This is a genomic window from Microbacterium sp. SL62 (assembly GCF_026672635.1).
GTDB classification, from domain to species: domain Bacteria; phylum Actinomycetota; class Actinomycetes; order Actinomycetales; family Microbacteriaceae; genus Microbacterium; species Microbacterium testaceum_A.
The window spans coordinates 1,055,701-1,077,810 of the sequence record NZ_JAPPRM010000001.1 but is presented as its reverse complement, the minus strand read 5'-3'; the positions used below and the strand labels follow the sequence as shown (position 1 = coordinate 1,077,810).

Sequence of the window (22,110 nt, the reverse complement as noted above, 5' to 3'; positions counted from 1 at the left end):
GTCGTGTCTGCCGCATCTGCGTGGCGAACGCAACCCCGGCGAGCGCGCGATTCCCCCGCCCTACCGTGGCCGACATGACGCGATTCGGCTACACCCTCATGACCGAGCAGAGCGGCCCCAAGGCCCTCGTCGACTACGCCGTCGGTGCCGAGCGCGCCGGCTACGACTTCCTCGTCTCGAGCGACCACTACTCCCCGTGGCTCACCAGCCAGGGCCACGCGCCCTACGCCTGGACGGTGCTCGGAGCGGTCGCACAGGCCACCACCGACGTCGAGCTGATGACGTACGTGACCTGCCCGACCGTTCGCTATCACCCCGCCGTGGTGGCCCAGAAGGCGGCGACCCTTCAGCTCTTGTCCGACGGTCGTTTCACTCTGGGCCTGGGATCCGGCGAGAACTTGAACGAGCACGTCGTGGGTGAGGGGTGGCCCGCCGTCCACGCGCGTCAGGACATGCTCGTCGAGGCGATCGAGATCATCCGCGCGCTGCACACGGGCGACCTCGTCACCTACGACGGCGAGTATTTCCGCGTCGACTCCGCACGCGTGTGGGATGCCCCCGACGGTGGCGTCCCCATCGGTGTGGCCGTGTCGGGCGAGCACTCGATCGAACGCTTCGCCCCGCTCGGCGACCACCTGATCACCACGGAACCCGACGGCGATCTGATCGACGGATGGGATGCGCACCACGAGGGCCCGTCGCGGAAGATCGGCCAGATCCCCATCAGCTGGGATCCGGACAAGGATGCCGCGGTCGCCCGCGCCCACGATCAGTTCCGGTGGTTCGCCGGGGGCTGGGCGGTGAACGCCGACCTGCCCACTCCGGCCGGCTTCGCGGGCGCGTCGCAGTTCGTGCGACCCGAGGATGTCGCGGAGTCGATCGCCTGCGGCCCGGACCTCGACGAGCTCGCCGAGAGCGTCCGCCCCTTCATCGACGCGGGGTTCACCGACATCGCGATCGTCCAGGTGGGCGACGAGCAGCAGCAGCGCTTCGTCGACGAGATCGCGGCCCCGCTTCTCGAAAAGCTCCGCGCGCTGTGACGGGTCGGGGTGCGCACTGCGCGCACCCCGGCATCACGCGCGTCCGACGTATCCCGCCTCGGCGACCCAACGCTCGAGCTTCCAGACGGGGAAGCGGAAGATCCGGGCGACCGTGACCACGTCGTAGTCCGCCTCGGCGACGGCCGCGACCGCGAATTCCCGGAGGGAGCGGAACTCCCGACCTGCGAGAACCCCCTCGCGCAGATCGGAGAAGGTCCGCGGTTCGCGGGCGACACCGGCATCCTGAGCGACGAGGACGTAGCGCGAAGTGGGCGGGGGCGCGTCGCTCTCGGCCACGAGAGGAGCCGAAGGCGCCACGCCGATCTCCGTTCGGACGATGGTGGCGGTGGACGCGGGCGAGACGACGGTCTTCGCAGCCGGGGCGCTCCCCCTCCACGGCGCCGGAGGAAGAGCGCCTCCCCACGACTTCTCCGTCGGTTCGATCGGGGGCGACGCGGGCGCTGGGTCGACTCGCGGCGGCGTGACGGCGGTCGTCTGCGGCGCCGGGATGCCTCTCACCCACGGGGCGGCGGGGAGCTCCCCTCCCCAGATCACCTCACTGGGCACGACATGGGGGCTCGACGCGGGCGCGGGCGCGGCCGACGTCATCCACGGCGCCGGAGGGAGGTCCCCGCCCCAGGTCACCTCGCTCGGCACGACGTACGGGCTCTCGGGTTCTCGATCCCTCCGGTCCCGAGCCGTCTCGCCGAACAGCTCCGACAGATCGATCTCGAAGGCTTCCGCGAGAGCGACGAGGGTCGCCAGCGAGGCCGTCGTACGTCCAGATTCGATCGCGCGAACACGCGACTCCGAGATCCCGGCTTCATACGACAGAGCCGTGACGGACAGGTCGCGCTCGCGCCGCAGACGACGGACTCGGTCAGCGAGGGTGTTCAAGACGGCGTCGAGGCGGTCGTCGACGGACATCGAGGTCACCTTCCGACCTCAGTGCACTGCACCGGTACCGCGCCCCGCGCGGGAGATGGCCCTGAAGGACGCCGGTCTCGAGTCGGAGAACCCGCCTCGACCGCGCCGTGTGATCGTGCCGACACCGTTCTCCCCCTCAGGCACCAAGCCGTCGACTCATGTCCGGGGGAGACACTGAACACTATCGCGTCCGACGAGCGCCGTGTGAACGCCGCGCGCACCCCCTCGTGTGCGCCCGCGCGGCGCCCGTTCCGCCGGCGCCGACCCACCGGACTGACCGCCGACGAGTCGTCGGTCATCAGCCCGGTTCGTCTTCACGCGCCGTCGCGTAGGTCGCGGAAGAACGTGTCGACGTGGGCGCGCAGCGCCTCGACCCGTCGATCGCGAGCGGCCGCGGCGTCATGCCCGAGGTAGGCGGGCGGATCGAGCCGCCGAACATTCCGCGAGCACTCGAACCGCGCGCACACGAGGGTTCCGACGGTGTTGCCCGCGCGCCCGGCCTTCCCGGCGCGGCGGGCGGCGAAGAACACGACGTCGTTCGGCAACGTCACATCGGAGCACCACGAGCATTGCGGGCGCGTGCGCGTCGGTTGCTCTGCTTGTCGCAATTGAAGACCGACGGGGCTCCCATCGATGTCGGCGACCACGAATCCGAGGAGCGGGGTCTTGGCGTCACGCCAGCCGAAGTAGTCGAGGCGGTCCCACGGAGCCGCGTCGAGGTCGGTGGGGATGACGATGGAGCTGCGCTCACGCGTGGAGACGTTGACGAAGCTGAAGCGGAGATCGGAGGCAGAGAAGGCGTGCATGGAGAGACCCGTCGGTGAACCGCCTCGCGCGGAGCGAAGCGGCGACGAACGCGCGGGAAATCGCGCGGCGATGGGCCCGCCTCGAGAGGACGGGCGAGGTGGGCGCGTGCGGCGAAGCCGAGCGCCCGCGCCGGTCACCCGGCGAGGAAGGCGGCGTGCACGGCGCCTGTGCCGTCGGCGCTCCGTGCGCCGACGACCCCCTCACGCCCGGAGGGCATCGACGAGATGACGGGGGACATGGACCCCACGATACGCCTCTCAGCCTCGGAAGGCGGCCGAGCCGAGGGTGCGCTCGACGGTCATCTCCAGGACGACCCGATCGGGGTTGACCCGCGGCTGCCGGTAGCGGGCGGCGTACAACTCGACCGCGTGGCTCACGGCATCCGGATCATCGCTCACCCGCGCCGCACCCTCGAAACTGATCCACTTCGCCCCGTCGACCGAGCAGATGGAAGCCCGACCACTGCGCTCCGCGTTGACGAACTTCTGCGTACCCCGCGATCCGATGACGCGGACGACACCGTCCTCGTAGGTGAACCCGACCGGGACGGAATGCACCCGCCCCGACCGCCCGATGGTCGACAGGGTGGCCAGGTGGTATTCGCGGAGGAACTCGAAGGCGTCGTCGGTCAGCACGATTCCAGGGTGCCACGTCCGACGAGATCCGTGACCGTCTTCGTCGCAGCGTCCCACCGGCGGATGCCGACCGCTCGCGCTGCGAGATCCTCGCCGCCCCGTTCCTCGAGGACGCCGAGCGCGTCGCCCAGGCGCTCCAGGGGCACCCGCCGGGCGAGTGTCACGTGCGCCGTCCACGCGCCGGGAACCGAGTGGTCGACGTCGGCCCCCGGCCCGGCGAGCTCGTGGACTCGCGCGTGCAGCGAGAGGAGCTCCTCCGTCGGGACCACGGAGCGCGCGATGACCCGGTTGCGTCCCCTTCCGAACAGGACGGGGGCCCCGAGGCGGAGCGCGAGCGGAAGAGCCGCCTCCAGGGGCGCGGCATCGAACGGCGCCAGGTCCGGTCGGACGAGGAGGGTCACGTGGGGGCGGTTGCTCTCGCCACGGTGACGGGCCTGACTGGGCAGGTCGGCGCTGACGAGGGCGTCCCACTCTGCGCGGACGGCGGAGTCGGTCTCGTCGTCGAAGACCAGCTCCAGGCTGACCACATCCGTCATCGTCGCGTCACCGGGTGGACCACCACGCGGCCGCCACCAGGACGGGCTGGAAGAACAACCGCCCGAAACGCTTCTGGTCGGTGTCCAGCCCGAACGCCGAACGACCCTTGCGCCACTGGTCGATGTTGCCGGGGAAGATCGCCACGAAGAAGGCGGCGAGCGCGGCTCCGATCCGACGCCGCTCCTTCGGGAGGACGAGGAGTGACAGCCCGAAGGCCGCCTCCACCACGCCGGATGCCACGACCACCGCGTCGCGATCGAGCGGACCGTTCTCGACCAGCACGTCGGGCACCTGGGCCTGGAAGTCGCGGCGGGCGAAGGTCAGGTGCGAGACACCGGCGAAGAGCATTGCCAGGGCGAGAGCCCAGCGCACGACAGATTTCATGGAGACACCGTACGACGGTCCTCGGTTGCCGCGGGCAGGCTTGACGCCATGTTCCGGCGCTCCCGCGCCCCCTCCCCGATCGCTACGGCACACGTCCCGATTGCGCAACCCCAGGCCGCCGACGGCGCGCGGCGGTTGACTGGCATCACGGACAAAGGAGGTGCACCGTGACCATGACCGATACCGCGACCCGCGACAGTCGAGAACAGGATCTCGACGCCCTCCTCGTGCGCGCAGCCTCGGGCGACTGCGACGCCTTCGTCGAGTTCTACGACGCCACCTCACCCCGCATCTATGCGGTGCTGCTCTCCCTCACGGGGGTCGCGGCGCGCGCCGACGCGCTCCTCGAGGGCATCTACGTCGAGGCGTGGGAACGCATGCGCGGGCGTTCGGCTCCCCCGTGTCCCGGCATGGAGTGGATGTCGGCTATCGCTCACCGCCACGCCACGGCGCCGCGGTGAGCCTCAGCGGGCGTCCGCGACGAGTGCAGCGGTGCTGTCGCCGAGATCGAGCGTGAGACCGCTCGATGAATTCGCCGCGTTCGCCAGGCTCTGCAGCAGGGCGGGGTCGAGCACCTCGGGCTCCGCAGACCCGAACACGAACCGCAGGGGAATCGACGGCTGAATCCAGAGGGTGCTCCGCCCGGCGGGTTCATCCGATGGATGCCGCCATGAGACGGTGAAACTCTCGCCGCGACGCAACTTGGTCGCGATGACGACCTTGACGTGCGCGAGGACGCGATCGGGGATGCGGATCGGGCTCGGAGAGGATCCGTAGAACAGTGAGCCCATCGGCGTCTCCTTCCGGGTGATTCCGGTCCCCTGATCATACGAGATCCGCCCGGCTGAGCACATGAACCGAAAGGGAAGTCTCAGCGTGATCTCCCTTGTCGGACTCGAGCCGGAATGCATCGGTCGGCTGGAATCTCGGCGACCTAACTACAATGCCTACACGGGGGCTCTACCCCGAGGAGACTCATGACGCTCGAGACGCAGGACGATCACGCGATGACGGCGGCGCGCGCGGTCGAAAGGCTCCGCCTCGCGGAAGCCCGGCTCGCTCGGCGGCGGCAGACGGATTGCGGTCCCAGCGAGAACGCCCGCGCGGCAATGCGTCTGATCCTGGAACGCGCCGACGCCCGAGTCACCGTCACCCCGACGGAGATCGCCCAGGCGCTCGGAATCTCCACCGCCTCGGTCACGGGGATGCTGGACCGCCTGCGCGCGGGCGGGTTGATCGATTTCGTCGCAAACCCCTCGGACCGCCGGAGCAAGTTCGTCGTCCCCTTCGATCGCGGCGCCGATCCGGATGCCATCGACCCGGTGACCGCGCGCATCCGCGAATTCGCCCTGGGCCTTCCGGACGACACCGCGGATCAACTCGCCGTGTTCCTGGACCGTGTGCGCGAGGTCGTCGACGCCGAGTGCGCCTGAGGGAGCTCAGCCCACCGAGGCGGAAACCGCGTCGGGGTCGGGCTCGGCCGTGATGCTCAGTCCCTGCGGGGAACTCGCCTCGTCCATGAGAGCTTCAACCCACCGACGATTGAGCTGCGGCGCCCGACTGCCGTAGAAGTGGAAGACCAGCGGGATCGACGGTGAGATCCAGAGCGTGCGGGTCCCGCTGCCGTCCCCCATCGGGAACTGGAACATGAAGGGTTCGCCGCGGCGCAGCTTGTTCATGAAGACCACTCGGAGGTGGGACAGGGTTCGGTCCTCGATGTCGAAAGAATGCCCGAGGGTGTTGTAAACCAGTTTGCCCACGGCTTCAGTCTATAACGCTTCACCCCCTTAACTACCTCGGCCCTGGCCCCGCTCACCTCGACTAGAGTCCTGAACGTGGCGAGATCACCCCGGCCGAGGCGGCCCCGACGGCGGGTCCCGCGCGCGCTCATCGTCGCCGGCGCGATCGTCGCCGTCGTCGCTCTCATCGTCGGAATCGGCGTCGTCGGGAGCCTGGTCACGAACCTCTTCCAGACGCTGTGGGCGAAGCCGCCGGCGGTCGGCACCCGGATCGTCGCGCCGGACGAGTCGAAGGCCGCGCAGGCCGCACGCTCGGGAGAGGGCGACACCGACCAGGTCGCGGCCGCGCAGTGGCTCTCCACGCAGCCCACCACGTACTGGCTGACGCCCGAGCTCGATCCCATCGATGAGGTGTGGGACCGAATCGCTCACCTCGCGGCAGAGGCGCGAGACCAGAAGGCATCCATCTCGGTCGCGGTGTACGGACTCCCGGACCGCGATTGCGGCAATCATTCCGCGGGGGGCCTCGACCCCACGTCGTACGCGCAGTGGACCAAGCGCATCGGCGACGCCCTCCGCAACGCCTCCGACATCCAGAAGATCGTCGTGCTCGAGCCGGACTCCATCGCCCTGTCCTCCTCGTGCGGGTCGGTGAGCGATCGCGCGGGCTACCTACAGCAGGCGGTTCAGAACATCCGTGGAACGAACACCTGGATCTACGTCGACGGCGGCCACTCCGCGTGGCATCCCGCCGCCGAGATGGCGAGCCTGATCCAGGCGATGGGAGTCCTCCCCGACGTCCGAGGCGTGGCCCTGAACGTCTCGAACTACCAGGACACCGCCGCGGAGTTCGCCTACGCCCACGAGCTGTCCGACCTTCTCGGCGGAACTCACGCGGTCGTCGACACCTCGCGCAACGGCGCGGGCCCCGCCGGGTCGGAGTGGTGCAACCCCTCGGGCCGCCTGGTCGGCAGCCCCGGCGGCTCCTACGGCGATGGAGTGGTCGACACCAACCTGTGGATCAAGCCGGCCGGTGAGAGCGACGGCGAGTGCAACGGGGGTCCCGTCGCCGGCGCATGGTGGCCGGCCGCAGCGGCGGAATTGACCCGCGAACAGCGCTGACCCAGGGGTCGACCGCGACCGTGCCGGGAAGTGTGTCAAAATTGCGCTCGTCGCGCTGCGACACCGCGACTCGGGGGAGAACGCGGGCACGGTCCCGTGCGAAGCCGGAAGAGTGGGTGACATGAGCGACAGCACCGAGATGCTGAAGACAGCCGTAATCGTGGAAGACGATCCCGATATCCGCCACCTGCTGGTCGAGGTGCTCGAATCAGCGGGCTTCTCCACCGTGTCCGTCGGCAACGGGATCGACGGGGTGCGCGCGGTCATCGCCTATCAACCGCTCATCACCACGCTGGACGTGAACATGCCCGGCATCGACGGTTTCGAAGCCGCGCGCCGGATCCGCCAGCAGAGTGACACCTACATCATCATGCTCACCGGTCTCGAAGAAGAGGCCGACGTGGTCCTCGGTCTCGGCGCCGGCGCCGACGAATACGTCGTCAAGCCCTTCCGCCCGCGCGAGCTGCGCGCGCGCATCGAGGCGCTGCTGCGTCGTCCCCGGGGCGGAGAGTCCTCCGTCTCGTCGGCACCGCGCCAGGACAGCGTCGGCCCGTCCTTCCCGGCAGGCCGCTCCGAGGCCCCCAGCGTGCAGCCCGCCGCCACCGGTCCCACGGCGGCCGTCATCGTCCCGTCGTCGCAGGGACCGGAGCCTCGACAGGCCGCTCCGGGCGGAGAGGTCGTCCCGCGGTCGGCACCGGGAGAGCTCACTCCGACCGGCGGCGCCTGGGTCGCGCACCGCGACCTGCTCCTCGACCCCGACAGCCGGCTCGTCCGGGTCGGTGGGGAAGAGCTGGAGCTCACGCGGACCGAGTTCGACCTTCTCGCGACCCTCATGGAATCGAAGCGACGCGTCCGCAGCAAGGCCGATCTCACCCTCGTTCTCCGCGGGGAGTCCTACGTCACGAGCTACTTCGTCGGCGAGGCGGACAAACGCGCCATCGAGGCGCACATGACGAACCTGCGTCGCAAGCTCGGCGACAACCCCGCGAACCCGCGCTACATCGAGACCGTTCGCGGAGTGGGCTACCGGCTCACCTCGGAGCTGCTCGCGACGCCCTGACGCTCCGCGCATACAACGGATGCCTCGACCCTCCCCAGGGCCGAGGCATCCGTTTTCTCTGATGCGTTCGGGCGTATCAGACCGGGTGTCCGTCAGACCTTGAACCCGTGGTGGCGACGGACGAGCTTGGAGAACATGAGGAGCGTCTGAAGGACGGTCACGACGCCGACGATCGGCCAGCCGATCCACAGGATCGACGACTGCACCATCGGACCGACCATCACCCAGATCACGGCGAGCGCGATCGCGACGGCGACCAGCACGACCATCGGGGTCCAGTGGCCGAGACCGCCACCGCGTTCGGCCTTGGCCTGCATGGCCCAGTTGTCGACCTTCTTGCGCGAGAGGAATCGGGTCCAGGAGCGCACGAAGTGGCTGATGCGGATCCACATGAAGATCTCGGCGGGGAAGAACAGGACGGCGAAGAGCACGTCCGTGCGATCGACGTTCTTCATCGTGCGGGCGATGCGCAGGTTCAGCAGCATCGCGATCACCGGCGGGATGAGCCACAGCGGCGAGAACACGAAGGCACCGATCGAGAGCGAACCCGCCAGCAACGTGAGGAAGGCCACGCGGACGAACAGGTTCGTGAGCATGCCGAAGTTCTCGAACCAGCGCAGGCGCAGGTTGGGGTGGAAGGGCTGGCCCTTCGTATCGCCGCGCTGGCCCGGCCACATCAGCTCGATGGCACCGTAGGTCCACTTCACCTGCTGGGCGTCGTAGCCGGAGAGGGTGGTCATGCCGCCCACGTCGGCGCGGGCGTACGGGCTGATCTTGGTGAGGTAGCCTGCGCTCTTGATCTGCAGGGACAGCAGCGAGTCCTCGACCTCGGAGTCCTTCACCCAGGGGGTGGACTGGTGGTTCTGCTTCATCGCGTCGCGCAGGGCGTTCGTGGAGAAGATCGAGAATTGCCCACCGAGCACGGCCATGTTGCGGCCGCGGAGCATGTTCTGCAGGTTGAACGCCGCGAACTGCGTGCGCTGACCCGCGGTGAGGAACCGCGCGACGAGACCCTTGATGGGCTTGTCGTCGATCGTGTAGATCGCCGAGATGCCACCGATGCGCGAGTCCGAGATCGCCTCGGTCTCGAGGTACTCGACGGCCTTGGAGTCGGCGATGGTGTCACCGTCGACGCCGAGGAGGTAGTCGTACCCCTCGACGAGCGAGTAGCCGTAGTTGAGCGCGCCGACCTTCTTGTCGGGGTTCTTCCCGATGTCGTGCACGAAGACCTCGGTGAACTGCTCGCCGAGTTCGGTGTGCAGCTCGTGCGGTCCGCTGAACTCCGACGCGATCTTCACCGTGGCATCCGAGGTGTTGTTCACGACAACGTGGATGACGTCGGGCACACGGGTCTGAGCGAGGAGGGCCTCGATCACGTCCGCGATCGACTCCTCCTCGTTGTAGGCCGGGATGACGCAGCCGATGGTGGACCGGTGCACGGAGGTGTTCTCCAGCACGGCCGCGAAGTCGTCGGCGAAACCGTGCTCACCCGCGGCCTCGAGCGCACCCTGGTGCATGTCGAAGTCCCTCGTGTGGGGGGTGAAGCTGCGCGCATCAGTCATGGCGGTGTCTTCCTGTCGGTTCTCGCGGCGTATCGGCCGAGTCCTACTCTGATAGGTTCGCCGCAAGACGACCGCTGTACACGACCACCGTCGCCGCAAGATTTGCTCAAGATTGCGGCGGCACCCGAAGGAGACGTCCGTCCGTGATCGTCCTCGCCCTGCTGGCATCCATCGCCGCCGCGGGAGTCGCCCTCACGATGCTCTTCCTGGCCCACGGTCGACCCGACGACGATCGGGGCGGAGAACGCGCCGACATGGTCCGGTACTTCGGTATGTCTGCGATCGCCGCCCTCGTGTGCGGGGCGATGAACGTCATGGAGACCGCGTGGGACTCGGTCGCCGCCGCAGCCGCCGGGAACGCGACCAACATCGTGGCGGTCGGACTGCTGTGGGCCGGCGCACGTCGATTGAACGGTCGACGTGCGATCGGCGCCGTGAGCACGGGTGCCGGCGGCATCCTCCTCTTCGGCCTGACCTTCCTCGTCCCCCTGGACGACGCGACTCTCCTCAAGACGGCCGGTCTCGTCGTGTTCTCAGCGCTGTGCGCGCTGGAATGCGCGCGCCCACCGGTCGGGCAGCTGGGCGGGGCCCGGCTCCTGTCCTGGACGTTGAGCCTCTACGCCGCCTACAACCTCGCCCGCCTCACCGTCGCCGCCGCCTTCGGCATGGGGCCGCTGCTCCGGCCCGGCCCGGTATCGGCTGAGACCACGGCGGCCGTGAGCGCGGTCGCGATCGCCCTGGTCTCCGTGGGCGCCGTCTGGGTCGGTCGCCAGCTCGACGACGACCCCGCGCCCGGAACGCGGGCCTTCGCGCGGGGAGCCCTCCGCCGTGAGACCGGTCGCCTGCTCTCGGAGCACGCCATCATCCGCGCGACCCTCGTCCGCGTCCCCGAGATCGACCTGATCCGCGCCGCCCACAGCGGCGAGCGGGGAGAGACGATGCTGCGCACCGTGGCCGACGCCGCGCTGGATGCGGTGCCCGGTGCCGTCACCGGGATGCCGGCGCGCGACACGGTGTTCGTCGTCGCCCCCGCAGCGACGGACGCAGCCGGGGTCGAGGAGTCGCTGCGCAACGCCTTCGCGCGCCGGATGCCGTCGATCGATTACGACGACGTCCCCGATCTCGCCTTCGAGCACCATCTGCTCAGAGACGTCGACGACCTCTCGTGGCTCATGGAGAGCCGGCGGTCGCGACCGCGTCGGACGCAGTCCGGAAGCGACTGAGTCCGACGCGCAGGGTCAGCCCTGGTTCGTCGTCTGTCCCCAGCCGGGCGCGCGTCCGTTCGTGCTCGATGTGCCCGTGCTCTGCCCGTTCGTGGACTGTCCCTCGTCGGCGAAGATCGCGATCGGGAGGTACTGGTAGACGGTCTGCTGGCTGAACGAGGTGTCGGTGTTGGCCGTTCCCTCGACGGCGACGTTCAGCGCGAACTCCAAGGTGATGCCGTAGGTGTCCGTCGGCAGCTGCCGGATCGAGGTGGTCGGCACGAGAAGACCACCCTGGAAGCTGTTCAGAAGCAGTCCCCGGTCGGAGCGCAGGGTGTCGGAGGGAACCAGGGTCCGCGGGTCGGCGCTGAACTGGAAGGGACTCGACACCTGGCCGCTGGTCTGCGCGGTCTGCGAAGTGATCGAGATGGACGAGACGTAGACACGACGCTTCTGGGCGAGGACGGCCTTCTCGTCCACGCGGTTGTCGACGATGTTGACCGCGAACCCGAGCTGCTTCTCGTTGGTCGCGGTCCACTCCATCGTCCGCTTGGGGTCGACCGCCCAGACGTCGAGGCGCAGCTCGAGGCCGTCCGCGACTTCCGACGTCAGACGCACGGACCCGTCGTAGGTGAACTGCGAGTCGAAGGGCTTCGTGCCCGCCGACGACTGCGGCACGGGCGTGGGGACGACCACGGACGCGTTGCTTCCGACCTGCCCGGGGAATTGTCCGATGGCGTCGGCGATCTGGCTGCAGCCGGACAGCATCGTCGGGGCGACGAGGGCGAGGGCGACGGCGGTTGCGGCTACGCGTGCACGACGGCGAGAGGGCATGCTCACAGGTATCTCCTGAGGAACGAGCGCGAAACGCGCGAGAGGTCGATGATCGACCATCACGCTGCAGGATGCAGGCCTCAGGGGGAGTCTGACCGGGCGACGCGATCGGGATCACGCGCGGCGAGCAGAGACAGGATGGCGCGCAGAAGACTACACCACTCTCTATACACTCGGAGAATGGCATCCTTGAGGAGCGTCCCCCCGGCGGTTCCTCCGGAGGGCATTCCCGACGACGACACGACGAATCCGGGTAGTCGCACGCGTTCAGTGTGGCTCCTGCAGTTGGTGCTGGGCGCGAGTGTGGTCATCACGGTGCTGCTGGTCCAGGCTCTCGAGCCCTCCCTCTTCTCGCTGTGGCCGTTCTCGTCCGGTGTGGGCGTCATCATCGCGCTCACGGCGATCGCCATCGTGGTGCCCTGGCAGAAGCTGCCTCGGTCGGCGGTCGCCGCGATCCCGTTCGGCGACATCATCGGCATCGGTCTGCTGAGCTTCGGAACCGACCTCCGCTTCGGTTACTTCTGGGTCTTCCCCATCATCTGGATCGCCACCCACTTCACCCTGGTCTACCTGATCTCGGCGATCAGCGCGGTCGGCGTCATCATCGTCGTGGATGCCACGGTGAATGCGTCCGGCCCGGTGACGGCGCTCCGACTGATCGTCGTCCTCCTGTCGCTCGCCTTCATCGCCATCACGTCGTTCCTCTCGGCCCGGCAGACGAGGGCGTTCAAGCAGCTGCTGCGACGGCAGGCCAGCCGTCTGCAGGGAACTCTCCAGCGCGTGTCCGGTCAGGAACGGCGCGTCTCGCAGATGCTGAACGGGCTCGACACCGGCATCGCGCGCCTGTCAGTGGACGGCGAGGTGCTCGCCCTGAACGACACCTACGTCGCCCTCTACGGGGTCGAGCGCGACGAACCGCAGCGCCCCGGGTCGGCTGTCGAATACGCGACGCTGAGGGGCGAGCCCCTGCCCGAGGCGGAGCGACCCTTCGCGCGCGCGTCGCGGGGCGAGCAGTTCGACGACGAGCGTGTGTGGCTGTTCGATCCGCACGGGGAGTGGCACGCCCTGTCCGCCTCGACCCGACGACTCATCTCCTCAGACGAGCCCGAGAGCACGCTGCTCATCGTCCACGACATCACCGCACTGATCGAGTCGGAGCGCGCCCGTGAACGCCTCGCCGCCACGGTGTCCCACGAGCTGCGCAACCCGCTGACGGCGATCATCGGACACGCGGATCTCGCCCTCGACGATCCGAACCTGTCTCCCAAGGTCAGGGAGCAGCTCGAGGTGATCGCTGGCGCCGGCGAGCGGATGCAGAAGCTCATCTCCGAGATCCTCGCGACGTCTCGAGGCGTGTTCCGCGAGACCTCCTCCCCCGTCGCCGCCGACGCGAGTCGGATCATCGCGTCGTCGCTGGCGTCGTTCCGCCCCGCGGCCGCAGCGCGTCGGGTGAGCGTCGTGGACGACCTGCCGGAATCGGCCGAGGTCGGAGGAGACGCCTTCCGTCTCCGCCAGGCGTTCGACAACATCCTGAGCAATGCCATCAAGTACACCCCGGCGGGGGGAACGATCCGCATCTCGGGCGAGGTCTCGGAGGAGGACGTGATCCTGCACTTCGCGGACACGGGAATCGGCATCCACCCCGATGACCTCGAGCGCGTCTTCGATCCGTATTTCCGCGCGCAGTCCGTCCGCGAGAGCCCCACACCCGGGACCGGGCTCGGAATGGGCATCATCCGCAGCATCGTCGAGGATGAGGGCGGTTCGCTCTTCCTCGAGAGCGAGCTGGGCGCAGGCACGACGGTCACGGTGATCCTGCCCGCCCGCGCCGAAGCCGGGGCCGCCTGATGCCGTCGGACGTCCTGTCCAATCTCGGTTTGGCGCAGGCGACGGTCGCGACCCTCGGGACCGTGATGATCATCGGGTTGGGCTTCTTGCACCGCCCCTCCCGATCCGCGCTGCTGTGGTCGCTGGCGTTCGTGTTGGCGATGTCGAGCACCTGGGTCTCGGTCACCGGGGCGATCCTCGAGGACGAGACCGTCCGTCGCGCCGGCCTCGGTGTCATGCTGGGGGCCCCCGCCCTCATCTGGTCGGGCTTTCGTGCGCGTCGCGGGGCGCGCGCCCTTCCCTGGGTCGGGGCCGCCCAGGCCGTGGCGACGGCGCTCGTGTTCGTCCTCGTCACCGATGTCAGCGCCTACGGTCTGGTGTTCCGCTCGGCGTTCGTCGGCTCCTCGGTCTTCGCGGGTCTCACCGTGTGGGAGTTGCGTCTCGCCGCCGACCGCCTCGAACGCTTGGCGCTCCCCCTGACGATCGTCTCGGCCGCCTTCGTGGCGCTGGGGGTCGGGACGCTCATCTCGGGGCTCGCCGCGCCCACGACGCTGGGCGATCTCGAGCTGCCGCGAGTCCTCAACGGGCTGGGGATGCTGATCTTCCTCGTGTGCGCCACGGTCTCACTGCTGTATTTCACCTCGGTCTCCCCGAGTGGCCGACGCGCGGCATCGAGCTGGCCGCACTTCGTCGTCACCGCCACCGACCGCCTGTCTCGCGCGGAGCGCGCGCACGAGGAATCGTGGGCCGTCTTGAGCGTCCGTCTCGACGACCCCGCCCAGCTGCGCAGTGCTGCGGGCGAGAGCGGTTGGCTCAGCCTGGTCGCGCAGTTCGAGGCGATCGTGGCCGATACCTTTCCCGCCGAGGCGGACTTGGGCCGAGAGATCCGCGGCCGCGTGGTGGTCGTCGTCTCCCGTCCGGACTCGGTACTCCGCGAGCACGTGCGCTCCGTCCTGCGCCGGGTCACCGAACTCGACGTCTCCGCCTTCATCGACATCCAGCTCTCCGCGAGCGTCGGATGGGTTCCGGCGGCGACCGGCGGTTACGATCTGACCTCCCTCATCGCCGCAGCGGACGCGGCGGCCGAGGAGGCGACGCGCCACGGCGGCGACCGGTGGGAGCGCGTCAGAGCCTGATCAGCCGCCGGTGCCGGCGTCTCCGCCACCCGCGATCGCCACGGTCAGCGAATCGCTGGCCGTCTGCTTCGCGAACTCGTTCGACGTGGGGGTGGTCTGAACCAAGAACTCGAAGGTGAACTGAAGGGTGACAAATGTCACCTCCGCCGGAACCTCTCCGACGTTGAACGTCTGCGAGTAGCTGTACGGCGAGAGGACCAGGTAACCCGGAGCATCCGTCTGGTCGCTCTGGGGCGAGAGCGCCGCGAACGACTGCGACGCGTTGCCCGGTACCGCCGTCATCGTTGCCCGCTGCAGGTACACCTTCTGCCCGTCGTTGGGCGTCACCGTCGTCTCCATCGAGAGGTTGACGGGCTTGAGAGCGGTCGCCGTCCAGCGGTCCATCGAGAGCGTGGACCAGTAGTTCACCGTGGCGGCGACAGATCCTGCCGTGAGCGAACGTTGCGTGGACCCGCTCGACAGGTCGTTGCGGACGGGCTGCGGGGCCGTCGTCATCGTGGCCGTGGGCGACGCGGACGCGGGCGCTTGACCGCCACCCTGAGCCCACGGAGGAGCTCCGCACCCGGTGAGACCGAGGACGGCCGTCACCGCCACGGCCGTGCCGAAAACCGCTCTGCGGCGACGCGCTGCGAGACGCATGAATCCTCCCCCGGACCTTTCCCCCCAGTGTAGGTGGCGTGGAGGCGGGTACCGCCGACCACAGGTGCTGGCCTCGGTGGCGCCGGGGGCGCGGGATTCATCGCCGTACCGGTTCACGACGCCGCGAAGCTGTGGCCCTGCGTCACCTCTGCGGTGATGAGGATGGGCAGGTGGTCGCTGAGTCCCTGGGGCAGCGTCTTGATGTGCGCGATGTCGAACCCGATCGACGTTGCGAAGTCGTAGTGGCCCCGGAAGAAGCGGTAGCGGGTGTAGGTGCGGGCATCGCTGAGGGTGAGTTCGTACCCCTGGTCTCGTACTTTCTGGCCCAGGTTCTCTTTGAACACCGGGTAGTTGTAGTCGCCCACCATCAGCGCGGGCAGACCGGGGCCGAGGTTCTGCAACTCGGCCAGGGCGGTGCGGATCTGGTGGCGGCGTAGGGAGTTGAGCGCGGTCAGCGGCGCCGCGTGGAACGATGCGACGATGACGTCGCGCCCGCCGTCGATGTCGCGCAACCGGACGCCCAGCATGCGCTCCTCCGCGGGCTTGAGGACGTAGTCGTGCAGGGACTTCTTCAGCCCGATGGCACGGACCTCTTCGGCGCGGAAGGTGTTCTCGCGGTAGTAGACGGCGAGACCCAGGCGGTTGCGCTGAGTCGCCTCCGCGAGCCGGAGACCGCCGATGTGCTCGGGGATGTCGGTGGAGTCGCACTCCTGCAGGCAGAGCACGTCGACCTCGTGCGTGTCGACGAGGGCGACGAGCTCACCGGCGGCGCGGTGCTTGTTGAGGTTGTACGAGATGACCTTCATGGCCCACACAGCATACGACCGGCGTCGAAGAGCGGGGCGAGGGTTGCGCTCACCCCGTCCGAGGCGGATTCAGGATGCCGCGTCGTCGGCGTCTCGACGGTTGCGCGTCTGCTCGGCCCGCGCGGCAAGCAGGTCATCGGCGGGGTAGCCGACCTCGGCAAGCACGAGACCGCGGGCTGCCAGCACCTTGGTCTCCGGAATGCGCAGGCGCGCGTCCCGGATGGCGACGACATCGTCGACTCCGATCCGCCCCTCCCCCACGGCGACGCACGCGCCGACGAGGGCGCGCACCATGCTGTGGCAGAAGGCGTCCGCGCGCACGTTGGCGACCAGCACACCGTCGTCACCGCGCCGCCAGTCGTACTCGAGCAGGGTCCGGATCGTCGTGGCCTCCTCGCGCGCTTTGCAGTACGCGGCGAAGTCGTGAAGTCCGATCAAGCGCCCCGCAGCGGCATCCATCGCCTCGACGTCGAGCGTGCTTCGCAGTGTGGTCGTCCGCAGCCGGTCGAGGGGGTCGTAGCCGGTCGTCGCGTCGGCCAGACGGTAGCTGTAGCGGCGCCAGACGGCCGAGAATCGTGCGTCGAACCCTTCGGGGGCGATCGAGGTGCGACGCACCGTCACGTCGGGATACGCACCGAGGACTCCCCGCACGCGGCCGGCGAGGGCGGCGACGGCATCCCCCTCGTCGTTGTCACGCCTGCGGCGGGGCAGACGGGCCGCCTGCTCCTCGTCGAGGTCGAGATGCGCGACCTGTCCGCTCGCGTGCACACCTGCATCGGTTCGCCCGGCCACGATCAGTCGCGGTGAGCCCCCGACGATGCGCTCGAGCGCGGTCTCGAGATCGCCCTGCACCGTGCGCAGCCCGGGCTGGCGGGCCCAGCCGCGGAAATGCGAGCCGTCGTAGGCGATGTCGAGACGGATGCGCACGCCTCCAGCCTACGAGCGCCGAGGGGCGCTCGCGAACGCGAGCGGGCGACAACCGTGCGCGAACGACGAAGCCCCCACCCTGATCGGGTGGGGGCTTCGTACGAGCGGGAAGGCTCAGGCCTTGGCGTCGTCCTGGACGGCGTCGTCGGCGGCGGCCTCGGCGGCAGCGCCCTCCTCGGGCGACTCGGCGCCGGCCTCGGCGGCCTCGTCGTTCGAGGTCTCCTCAGCAGAGGTCTCGTCGGCGGTGGGCTCCTCGGCGGCGGCCGGGGCGGCAGCGGCGGCGGGGGCCGCAGCGGCCTTGTTCGACGCCTTCTTCGCGACGGGCTCGAGCACGAGCTCGATCACGGCCATGGGGGCGTTGTCGCCCTTGCGGTTGCCGACCTTGGTGATGCGGGTGTAGCCGCCGTCACGCTCGGCCACCAGGGGCGCGATCTCGGTGAAGAGGGTGTGCACGACCTCTTTGTCGCCGATGACGCTCAGCACGCGACGACGCGCGTGGAGGTCGCCACGCTTGGCGAAGGTGATGAGGCGCTCAGCGAGCGGGCGGAGGCGCTTGGCCTTCGTCTCGGTCGTCTTGATCGACTTGTGCGTGTAGAGGGCTGCCGCGAGGTTCGCGAGAAGCAGACGCTCGTGGGCCGGGCCGCCTCCGAGGCGGGGACCCTTCGTGGGCTTGGGCATGTCTTATTACTCCAGGAGAAGGTTCGGTCGGGTCCGACGGGGTCAGACGGTTTCTTCGTCGTAGCCGCTGTAGAACTGAGCGCCGTCGAAACCGGGCACCGAGTCCTTGAGCGACAGGCCGAGGGAGGTGAGCTTGTCGCGCACCTCGTCGACCGACTTCTGACCGAAGTTGCGGATGTTCATCAGCTGCGTCTCGGAAAGGGCGACCAGCTCCGAAACGGTGTTGATTCCCTCGCGCTTGAGGCAGTTGTACGAGCGGACCGACAGATCGAGGTCTTCGATCGGCATCGACAGCTCGTTCGAGAGGACGGTCTCGACCGGCGCGGGGCCGATCTCGATTCCCTCGGCCTCGACGTTCAGCTCGCGGGCGAGGCCGAAGAGCTCGACGAGGGTACGACCGGCGGAGGCCACGGCATCGCGCGGGGCGATGGAGGCCTTCGACTCGACGTCCAGCACCAGCTTGTCGAAGTCGGTGCGCTCACCCGCACGGGTGGCGTCGACGCGGTAGCTGACCTTGAGCACGGGCGAGTAGATCGAGTCGATCGGGATCTGACCGGCCTCGGCGTACTCGTTGCGGTTCTGGGTCGCCGAGACGTAGCCGCGGCCACGCTCGATGGTCAGTTCGAGCTCGAACTTGGCGGTGTCGTTGAGCGTCGCGATGACCAACTCGGGGTTGTGCACCTCGACACCCGCGGGAGCGGAGATGTCGGCGGCGGTGACCTCACCGGCGCCGGTCTTGCGCAGGTACGCCGTGATGGGCTCGTCGCGCTCGCTCGAGACGACCAGCTGCTTGATGTTCAGGATGATCTCGGTGACGTCTTCCTTCACGCCCGGGATGGTGCTGAACTCGTGCAGGACGCCGTCGATGCGGATGCTCGTGACGGCCGCGCCGGGGATCGACGACAGGAGGCTGCGACGCAGCGCGTTGCCGATCGTGTAACCGAAGCCGGGCTCCAGCGGCTCGATGACGAAACGGCTGCGGAACTCCCCGATCTTCTCCTCGGTCAGAGTGGGACGCTGTGCGATGAGCACTATGTGTTCCTTTCGATCACGTGCCCGCTATATGACACGTGTAATGGGGTGAGGTGTTGAGTTGTACTCGCGGGATGCCGCGTGACCTCGACGGTCGCTCGGGGCATCCAGAAGTCTGAATCGCGCGGGAGCGCGGCGTTCCCGGGGAGTGACGAGCACTCCCCGGGAACGAAACGCATCAGACGCGGCGACGCTTGGGCGGACGGCAGCCGTTGTGGGCCTGCGGCGTCACGTCCTGGATCGAACCGACCTCGAGGCCGGCCGCGGTGAGCGAACGGATCGCGGTCTCACGACCCGAACCCGGACCCTTCACGAAGACGTCGACCTTCTTGACGCCGTGCTCCTGCGCCTGGCGAGCGGCCGACTCCGCGGCCATGCCGGCGGCGTAGGGCGTCGACTTGCGCGAGCCCTTGAACCCGACACCGCCGGACGAAGCCCAGCTGATGACGGCACCCGAGGGGTCGGTGATCGAAACGATGGTGTTGTTGAACGTCGACTTGATGTGGGCCTGACCCACGGCGATGTTCTTCTTTTCCTTGCGGCGCGGCTTGCGCGCGGCGGACTTGGCCTGTGCCATGTGCGTTCTCCTGAATCCTGACGCTCAGCCCGCGGCTTAGCGCGCCTTCTTCTTGCCGGCGACGGTGCGCTTGGGACCCTTGCGGGTACGCGCGTTCGTCTTCGTGCGCTGACCGCGCACCGGGAGGCCGCGGCGGTGGCGCAGGCCCTCGTAGGAACCGATCTCGACCTTGCGGCGGATGTCGGCGGCGACCTCGCGACGGAGGTCACCCTCCACCTTGTAGGTGCCTTCGATGTGGTCGCGCAGAGCGACCAGCTGGTCGTCGGTGAGGTCCTTGACGCGGATGTCCTGGCTGATGTCCGTTGCGTTCAGGATCTCGACGGAGCGGGTGCGACCCACGCCGTAGATGTAAGTAAGTGCGATCACCACGCGCTTGTCGCGCGGGATGTCGACGCCGGCGAGACGTGCCATGCGGCTCTCCTCAGAGTGTCGTGGAGGTGTGGAGCAGGATCGGTGCTCGGGCCTCCGACCCGAGGTGTCCCCCATCCGCCTTCGCGGACGAGATCTGATCCTGCCGTTGTGTATTCAGTTGGAAAAGGTGTCGAGCTGGAAGCTCAGCCCTGGCGCTGCTTGTGGCGCGGGTTGCTCTTGCAGATCACCATCACGCGCCCGTGACGACGGATCACCTTGCAGTGGTCGCAGATGGGCTTGACGGAGGGGTTGACCTTCATGATGTTCCTGATTTCGCTGTCTTCGAGACCGCGGAAGCGGCTCGTTACTTCTCGGCCGGACTCAGCGGTAGCGGTAGACGATACGACCACGGGTGAGGTCGTAGGGGCTCAGTTCGACGACGACGCGGTCCTCCGGGATGATGCGTATGTAGTTCTGCCGCATCTTGCCCGAGATGGTCGCGAGCACTTTGTGCCCGTTCGTCAGCTCGACACGGAACATCGCGTTGGGCAGTGCTTCGGACACCGTGCCCTCGATCTCGATGACACCGTCTTTCTTCGCCATAAACTCGCTCACGCTCAGTTGCAGACCGGCCGGTCTGCGGTGGATGGGGATTCGGTGCTTCGACACGCCAATGAAGGCGCAACGCACCAAAGATCAAGCATACGTGGTATCGCCTGACCCGGCAACTCGCCGGGAGTGTCGTCAGCCGTTGAGGCGGGCGACGATGTCCTTCTGCGGGTCGCCCGACAGGTCGGTCTGGTTCTGCAGGACGGTGCCGTTGACGGCGATCGTCGGCGTGGCCACACTCGTGGCGTTCGGCTGCAACGGGGTCTTCTGCGTCATCGCCGTCACGAACTTGGTGTACGTGCCCGACGTGATGCAAGAGGACACGGCATCCGATGCTCCCGCTGACGTCGCGATCGAGGCGAGGGTCGCGTCATCGAGGCCCGCGGTGTTCTCCTTGGGTTGCTGCGCGTAGAGCGCCTTCACGAACGCCGGGATGTTCGCGGAGTTGTCCACCGCGACGCAGTACGCGGCGTTGGCCGCACGCGTCGAGTACTGGGTACCCTGCGAGAGACGGTCGAGGATGGCGATCGGGTGGATCTTGAGCGTGATCGTGCTGTCGTCGACGAGCTGTTGCAGGGTCGGGCCGTACGCCTGCTCGAACGAGTTGCACACGGGGCACATGAAGTCGATGTAGGTGTCGACGGTCTTCTCACCTGATCCGACGGAGATCGCACCGGTCTCGGTGTCGACCGCGGAGGCCTGCGGCAGCGTGCCGGGCGAGGTGGCCTGGCTGTTGGCGAACCACACCACTCCCCCGACGATCAGGACCACGACCAGAGCGGCGGCGGTCACCCCGATCGCGAACCAGTTGGTGGTCTTCCGCGCGGCGGCCATCATCATCAGTCGATCTCCTTCGGCACCACACCGAACGGCGCCAGTTTCTCGGCACCGCCGTCATGCGCGGTGAGGACCCAGATGCCTCCATCATGCACGGCGACACTATGTTCCCAATGGGAGCCGGCCGTGCCGTCGACGGTAGAGACGGTCCACCCGTCGTCCTCGGTGAACGTCTCCTGGTCGCCGACGACGACCATGGGCTCGATCGCGACGGCCAGGCCGGGGCGCACCTCGGGTCCGCGGTCCGGAACCGCGTAGTTGAAGATGCTCGGCGACTCGTGCATCTTGCGGCCGATGCCGTGACCCACGTAATCCCGCAGGATGCCGTAGCCCCCCGCGGGCGCGTGCTCCTGGATGTACTGCTCGATGGCCGCGCCGACCTCGGAGAGGTGGCTGGCGCGGCTGAGCGCCGCGATCCCCGCCCACAGCGACCCCTCGGTCACCTCGGACAGTCGCCGACGCGGTGCCACGAGTTCTTCGGGCGCCTCTCCCGGCACGATCATCGTGAAGGCGGAATCGCCGTTCCATCCGCGGAACTCCGCCCCCGCGTCGATCGAGAGGATGTCACCCGCCTGCAGAGGACGATCGTTCGGGATGCCGTGGACCACCTCTTCGTTCACGGAGGCGCAGATGGTGTGCCGATAGCCGCGCACCATCTGGAAGTTGGACACCGCTCCGCGCGCCGTGATCAGCGCGGACGCCGCCGCATCGAGCTCGAGCGTCGTGACGCCCGGCGCGATCAGTGCGCGGACGGCATCCAGTGCATCGGCGGTGATGAGTCCGGGTTCGACCATCGACCGCAGCTGCGCGGGCTTCTTGTAGATCGAGGAGCGCAACCCCAC

28 protein-coding genes are annotated in these 22,110 nt (G+C 68.4%); 8 read left to right on the top strand and 20 right to left on the bottom strand.

What is annotated here, in order from left to right:
• Positions 1-74 precede the first annotated feature (74 nt).
• Positions 75-1,040 (top strand): LLM class F420-dependent oxidoreductase, encoded by a 966-nt coding sequence (locus OVA26_RS05065; protein ID WP_268103270.1) that lies wholly within the window; start codon positions 75-77, stop codon positions 1,038-1,040.
• 33 nt (positions 1,041-1,073) lie between these two features.
• Here OVA26_RS05065 and OVA26_RS05060 read toward each other — a convergent pair whose 3' ends face one another.
• From OVA26_RS05060 to OVA26_RS05040, 5 genes are all read right to left on the bottom strand, one after another.
• Positions 1,074-1,967: a helix-turn-helix domain-containing protein gene (locus OVA26_RS05060; RefSeq protein WP_268103269.1), complete on the bottom strand. Its 894-nt coding sequence runs from the start codon at positions 1,965-1,967 to the stop codon at positions 1,074-1,076.
• A gap of 314 nt (positions 1,968-2,281) precedes the next feature.
• Positions 2,282-2,773 carry an FBP domain-containing protein gene (locus OVA26_RS05055; RefSeq protein ID WP_268103268.1) on the bottom strand — a complete coding sequence of 164 codons (492 nt, stop codon included), beginning with the start codon at positions 2,771-2,773 and terminating at the stop codon, positions 2,282-2,284.
• Positions 2,774-3,031: 258 nt separating this feature from the next.
• Positions 3,032-3,409, bottom strand: coding sequence for a PPOX class F420-dependent oxidoreductase (locus tag OVA26_RS05050; protein ID WP_268103267.1), 378 nt, complete (start codon positions 3,407-3,409; stop codon positions 3,032-3,034).
• A complete protein-coding gene (locus OVA26_RS05045; protein WP_268103265.1) occupies positions 3,403-3,945 on the bottom strand; it encodes a 2'-5' RNA ligase family protein in 543 nt (180 codons plus the stop codon). The genes OVA26_RS05050 and OVA26_RS05045 overlap by 7 nt, the downstream gene beginning before the upstream one ends.
• 7 nt (positions 3,946-3,952) lie before the next feature.
• A complete protein-coding gene (locus OVA26_RS05040; RefSeq protein ID WP_144782804.1) occupies positions 3,953-4,330 on the bottom strand; it encodes a DoxX family protein in 378 nt (125 codons plus the stop codon).
• Positions 4,331-4,497: 167 nt separating this feature from the next.
• On the opposite strand from OVA26_RS05040, the gene OVA26_RS05035 reads away from it, so the two are divergent.
• Positions 4,498-4,791, top strand: coding sequence for a hypothetical protein (locus OVA26_RS05035; protein ID WP_268103264.1), 294 nt, complete (start codon positions 4,498-4,500; stop codon positions 4,789-4,791).
• 3 nt (positions 4,792-4,794) lie between these two features.
• Here OVA26_RS05035 and OVA26_RS05030 read toward each other — a convergent pair whose 3' ends face one another.
• A complete protein-coding gene (locus OVA26_RS05030) occupies positions 4,795-5,121 on the bottom strand; it encodes a DUF7882 family protein (RefSeq protein ID WP_074696441.1) in 327 nt (108 codons plus the stop codon).
• 186 nt (positions 5,122-5,307) lie between these two features.
• Here OVA26_RS05030 and OVA26_RS05025 point away from each other — a divergent pair, with 186 nt between their 5' ends.
• The gene (locus OVA26_RS05025) at positions 5,308-5,763 is read left to right on the top strand and encodes a MarR family winged helix-turn-helix transcriptional regulator (protein WP_268103263.1); all 456 of its coding nucleotides are present in this window, start codon (positions 5,308-5,310) and stop codon (positions 5,761-5,763) included.
• A gap of 6 nt (positions 5,764-5,769) precedes the next feature.
• Here OVA26_RS05025 and OVA26_RS05020 read toward each other — a convergent pair whose 3' ends face one another.
• Complete coding sequence (locus tag OVA26_RS05020; RefSeq protein WP_056228297.1) at positions 5,770-6,090, bottom strand: DUF7882 family protein; 321 nt, start codon at positions 6,088-6,090, stop codon at positions 5,770-5,772.
• Between the two features lie 75 nt (positions 6,091-6,165).
• Between OVA26_RS05020 and OVA26_RS05015 the strand changes: the two genes are divergently transcribed.
• Both OVA26_RS05015 and OVA26_RS05010 read left to right on the top strand, forming a co-directional pair.
• Complete coding sequence (locus tag OVA26_RS05015) at positions 6,166-7,191, top strand: glycoside hydrolase family 6 protein (RefSeq protein ID WP_268103262.1); 1,026 nt, start codon at positions 6,166-6,168, stop codon at positions 7,189-7,191.
• Between the two features lie 121 nt (positions 7,192-7,312).
• Complete coding sequence (locus OVA26_RS05010) at positions 7,313-8,251, top strand: response regulator transcription factor (protein ID WP_268103261.1); 939 nt, start codon at positions 7,313-7,315, stop codon at positions 8,249-8,251.
• A gap of 92 nt (positions 8,252-8,343) precedes the next feature.
• Here the strand turns inward: OVA26_RS05010 and OVA26_RS05005 are convergent, their stop codons facing one another.
• Positions 8,344-9,813: a glycosyltransferase family 2 protein gene (locus OVA26_RS05005; protein ID WP_056226312.1), complete on the bottom strand. Its 1,470-nt coding sequence runs from the start codon at positions 9,811-9,813 to the stop codon at positions 8,344-8,346.
• A gap of 143 nt (positions 9,814-9,956) precedes the next feature.
• On the opposite strand from OVA26_RS05005, the gene OVA26_RS05000 reads away from it, so the two are divergent.
• The gene (locus OVA26_RS05000) at positions 9,957-11,036 is read left to right on the top strand and encodes a hypothetical protein (protein WP_268103260.1); all 1,080 of its coding nucleotides are present in this window, start codon (positions 9,957-9,959) and stop codon (positions 11,034-11,036) included.
• A gap of 15 nt (positions 11,037-11,051) precedes the next feature.
• Here OVA26_RS05000 and OVA26_RS04995 read toward each other — a convergent pair whose 3' ends face one another.
• Positions 11,052-11,849 (bottom strand): fructose 1,6-bisphosphatase, encoded by a 798-nt coding sequence (locus OVA26_RS04995; protein WP_268104871.1) that lies wholly within the window; start codon positions 11,847-11,849, stop codon positions 11,052-11,054.
• A gap of 180 nt (positions 11,850-12,029) precedes the next feature.
• Here OVA26_RS04995 and OVA26_RS04990 point away from each other — a divergent pair, with 180 nt between their 5' ends.
• Together OVA26_RS04990 and OVA26_RS04985 are read left to right on the top strand one after the other, a co-directional pair.
• Complete coding sequence (locus tag OVA26_RS04990; protein WP_268103259.1) at positions 12,030-13,697, top strand: sensor histidine kinase; 1,668 nt, start codon at positions 12,030-12,032, stop codon at positions 13,695-13,697.
• Positions 13,697-14,812, top strand: coding sequence for a hypothetical protein (locus OVA26_RS04985; RefSeq protein ID WP_268103258.1), 1,116 nt, complete (start codon positions 13,697-13,699; stop codon positions 14,810-14,812). The genes OVA26_RS04990 and OVA26_RS04985 overlap by 1 nt, the downstream gene beginning before the upstream one ends.
• Here the strand turns inward: OVA26_RS04985 and OVA26_RS04980 are convergent, their stop codons facing one another.
• The 11 genes from OVA26_RS04980 to map form a co-directional block, all read right to left on the bottom strand.
• On the bottom strand, positions 14,813-15,451 hold the full coding sequence (locus OVA26_RS04980) for a hypothetical protein (protein ID WP_268103257.1): 639 nt from the start codon (positions 15,449-15,451) through the stop codon (positions 14,813-14,815). It abuts the gene before it with no gap.
• 113 nt (positions 15,452-15,564) lie between these two features.
• Positions 15,565-16,257 carry an endonuclease/exonuclease/phosphatase family protein gene (locus OVA26_RS04975; protein ID WP_074696433.1) on the bottom strand — a complete coding sequence of 231 codons (693 nt, stop codon included), beginning with the start codon at positions 16,255-16,257 and terminating at the stop codon, positions 15,565-15,567.
• 69 nt (positions 16,258-16,326) lie between these two features.
• Positions 16,327-17,184 (bottom strand): tRNA pseudouridine(38-40) synthase TruA, encoded by an 858-nt coding sequence (truA, locus tag OVA26_RS04970; RefSeq protein WP_268103256.1) that lies wholly within the window; start codon positions 17,182-17,184, stop codon positions 16,327-16,329.
• 114 nt (positions 17,185-17,298) lie between these two features.
• Entirely contained in the window at positions 17,299-17,862 is a 564-nt protein-coding gene (gene rplQ / locus OVA26_RS04965; protein ID WP_268103255.1) for a 50S ribosomal protein L17, read from the bottom strand.
• A 42-nt stretch (positions 17,863-17,904) separates the two neighbouring features.
• Positions 17,905-18,894: a DNA-directed RNA polymerase subunit alpha gene (locus OVA26_RS04960; RefSeq protein ID WP_056226291.1), complete on the bottom strand. Its 990-nt coding sequence runs from the start codon at positions 18,892-18,894 to the stop codon at positions 17,905-17,907.
• Between the two features lie 178 nt (positions 18,895-19,072).
• On the bottom strand, positions 19,073-19,471 hold the full coding sequence (gene rpsK, locus OVA26_RS04955; protein WP_013583990.1) for a 30S ribosomal protein S11: 399 nt from the start codon (positions 19,469-19,471) through the stop codon (positions 19,073-19,075).
• A 36-nt stretch (positions 19,472-19,507) separates the two neighbouring features.
• On the bottom strand, positions 19,508-19,882 hold the full coding sequence (gene rpsM, locus OVA26_RS04950; protein WP_056226287.1) for a 30S ribosomal protein S13: 375 nt from the start codon (positions 19,880-19,882) through the stop codon (positions 19,508-19,510).
• A gap of 143 nt (positions 19,883-20,025) precedes the next feature.
• Entirely contained in the window at positions 20,026-20,142 is a 117-nt protein-coding gene (gene rpmJ, locus OVA26_RS04945) for a 50S ribosomal protein L36 (protein ID WP_005050492.1), read from the bottom strand.
• Between the two features lie 61 nt (positions 20,143-20,203).
• Entirely contained in the window at positions 20,204-20,425 is a 222-nt protein-coding gene (gene infA / locus OVA26_RS04940) for a translation initiation factor IF-1 (RefSeq protein WP_013583992.1), read from the bottom strand.
• A gap of 141 nt (positions 20,426-20,566) precedes the next feature.
• A complete protein-coding gene (locus tag OVA26_RS04935; protein WP_056226285.1) occupies positions 20,567-21,271 on the bottom strand; it encodes a DsbA family protein in 705 nt (234 codons plus the stop codon).
• A complete protein-coding gene (map, locus tag OVA26_RS04930; RefSeq protein ID WP_268103253.1) occupies positions 21,271-22,110 on the bottom strand; it encodes a type I methionyl aminopeptidase in 840 nt (279 codons plus the stop codon). The genes OVA26_RS04935 and map overlap by 1 nt, the downstream gene beginning before the upstream one ends.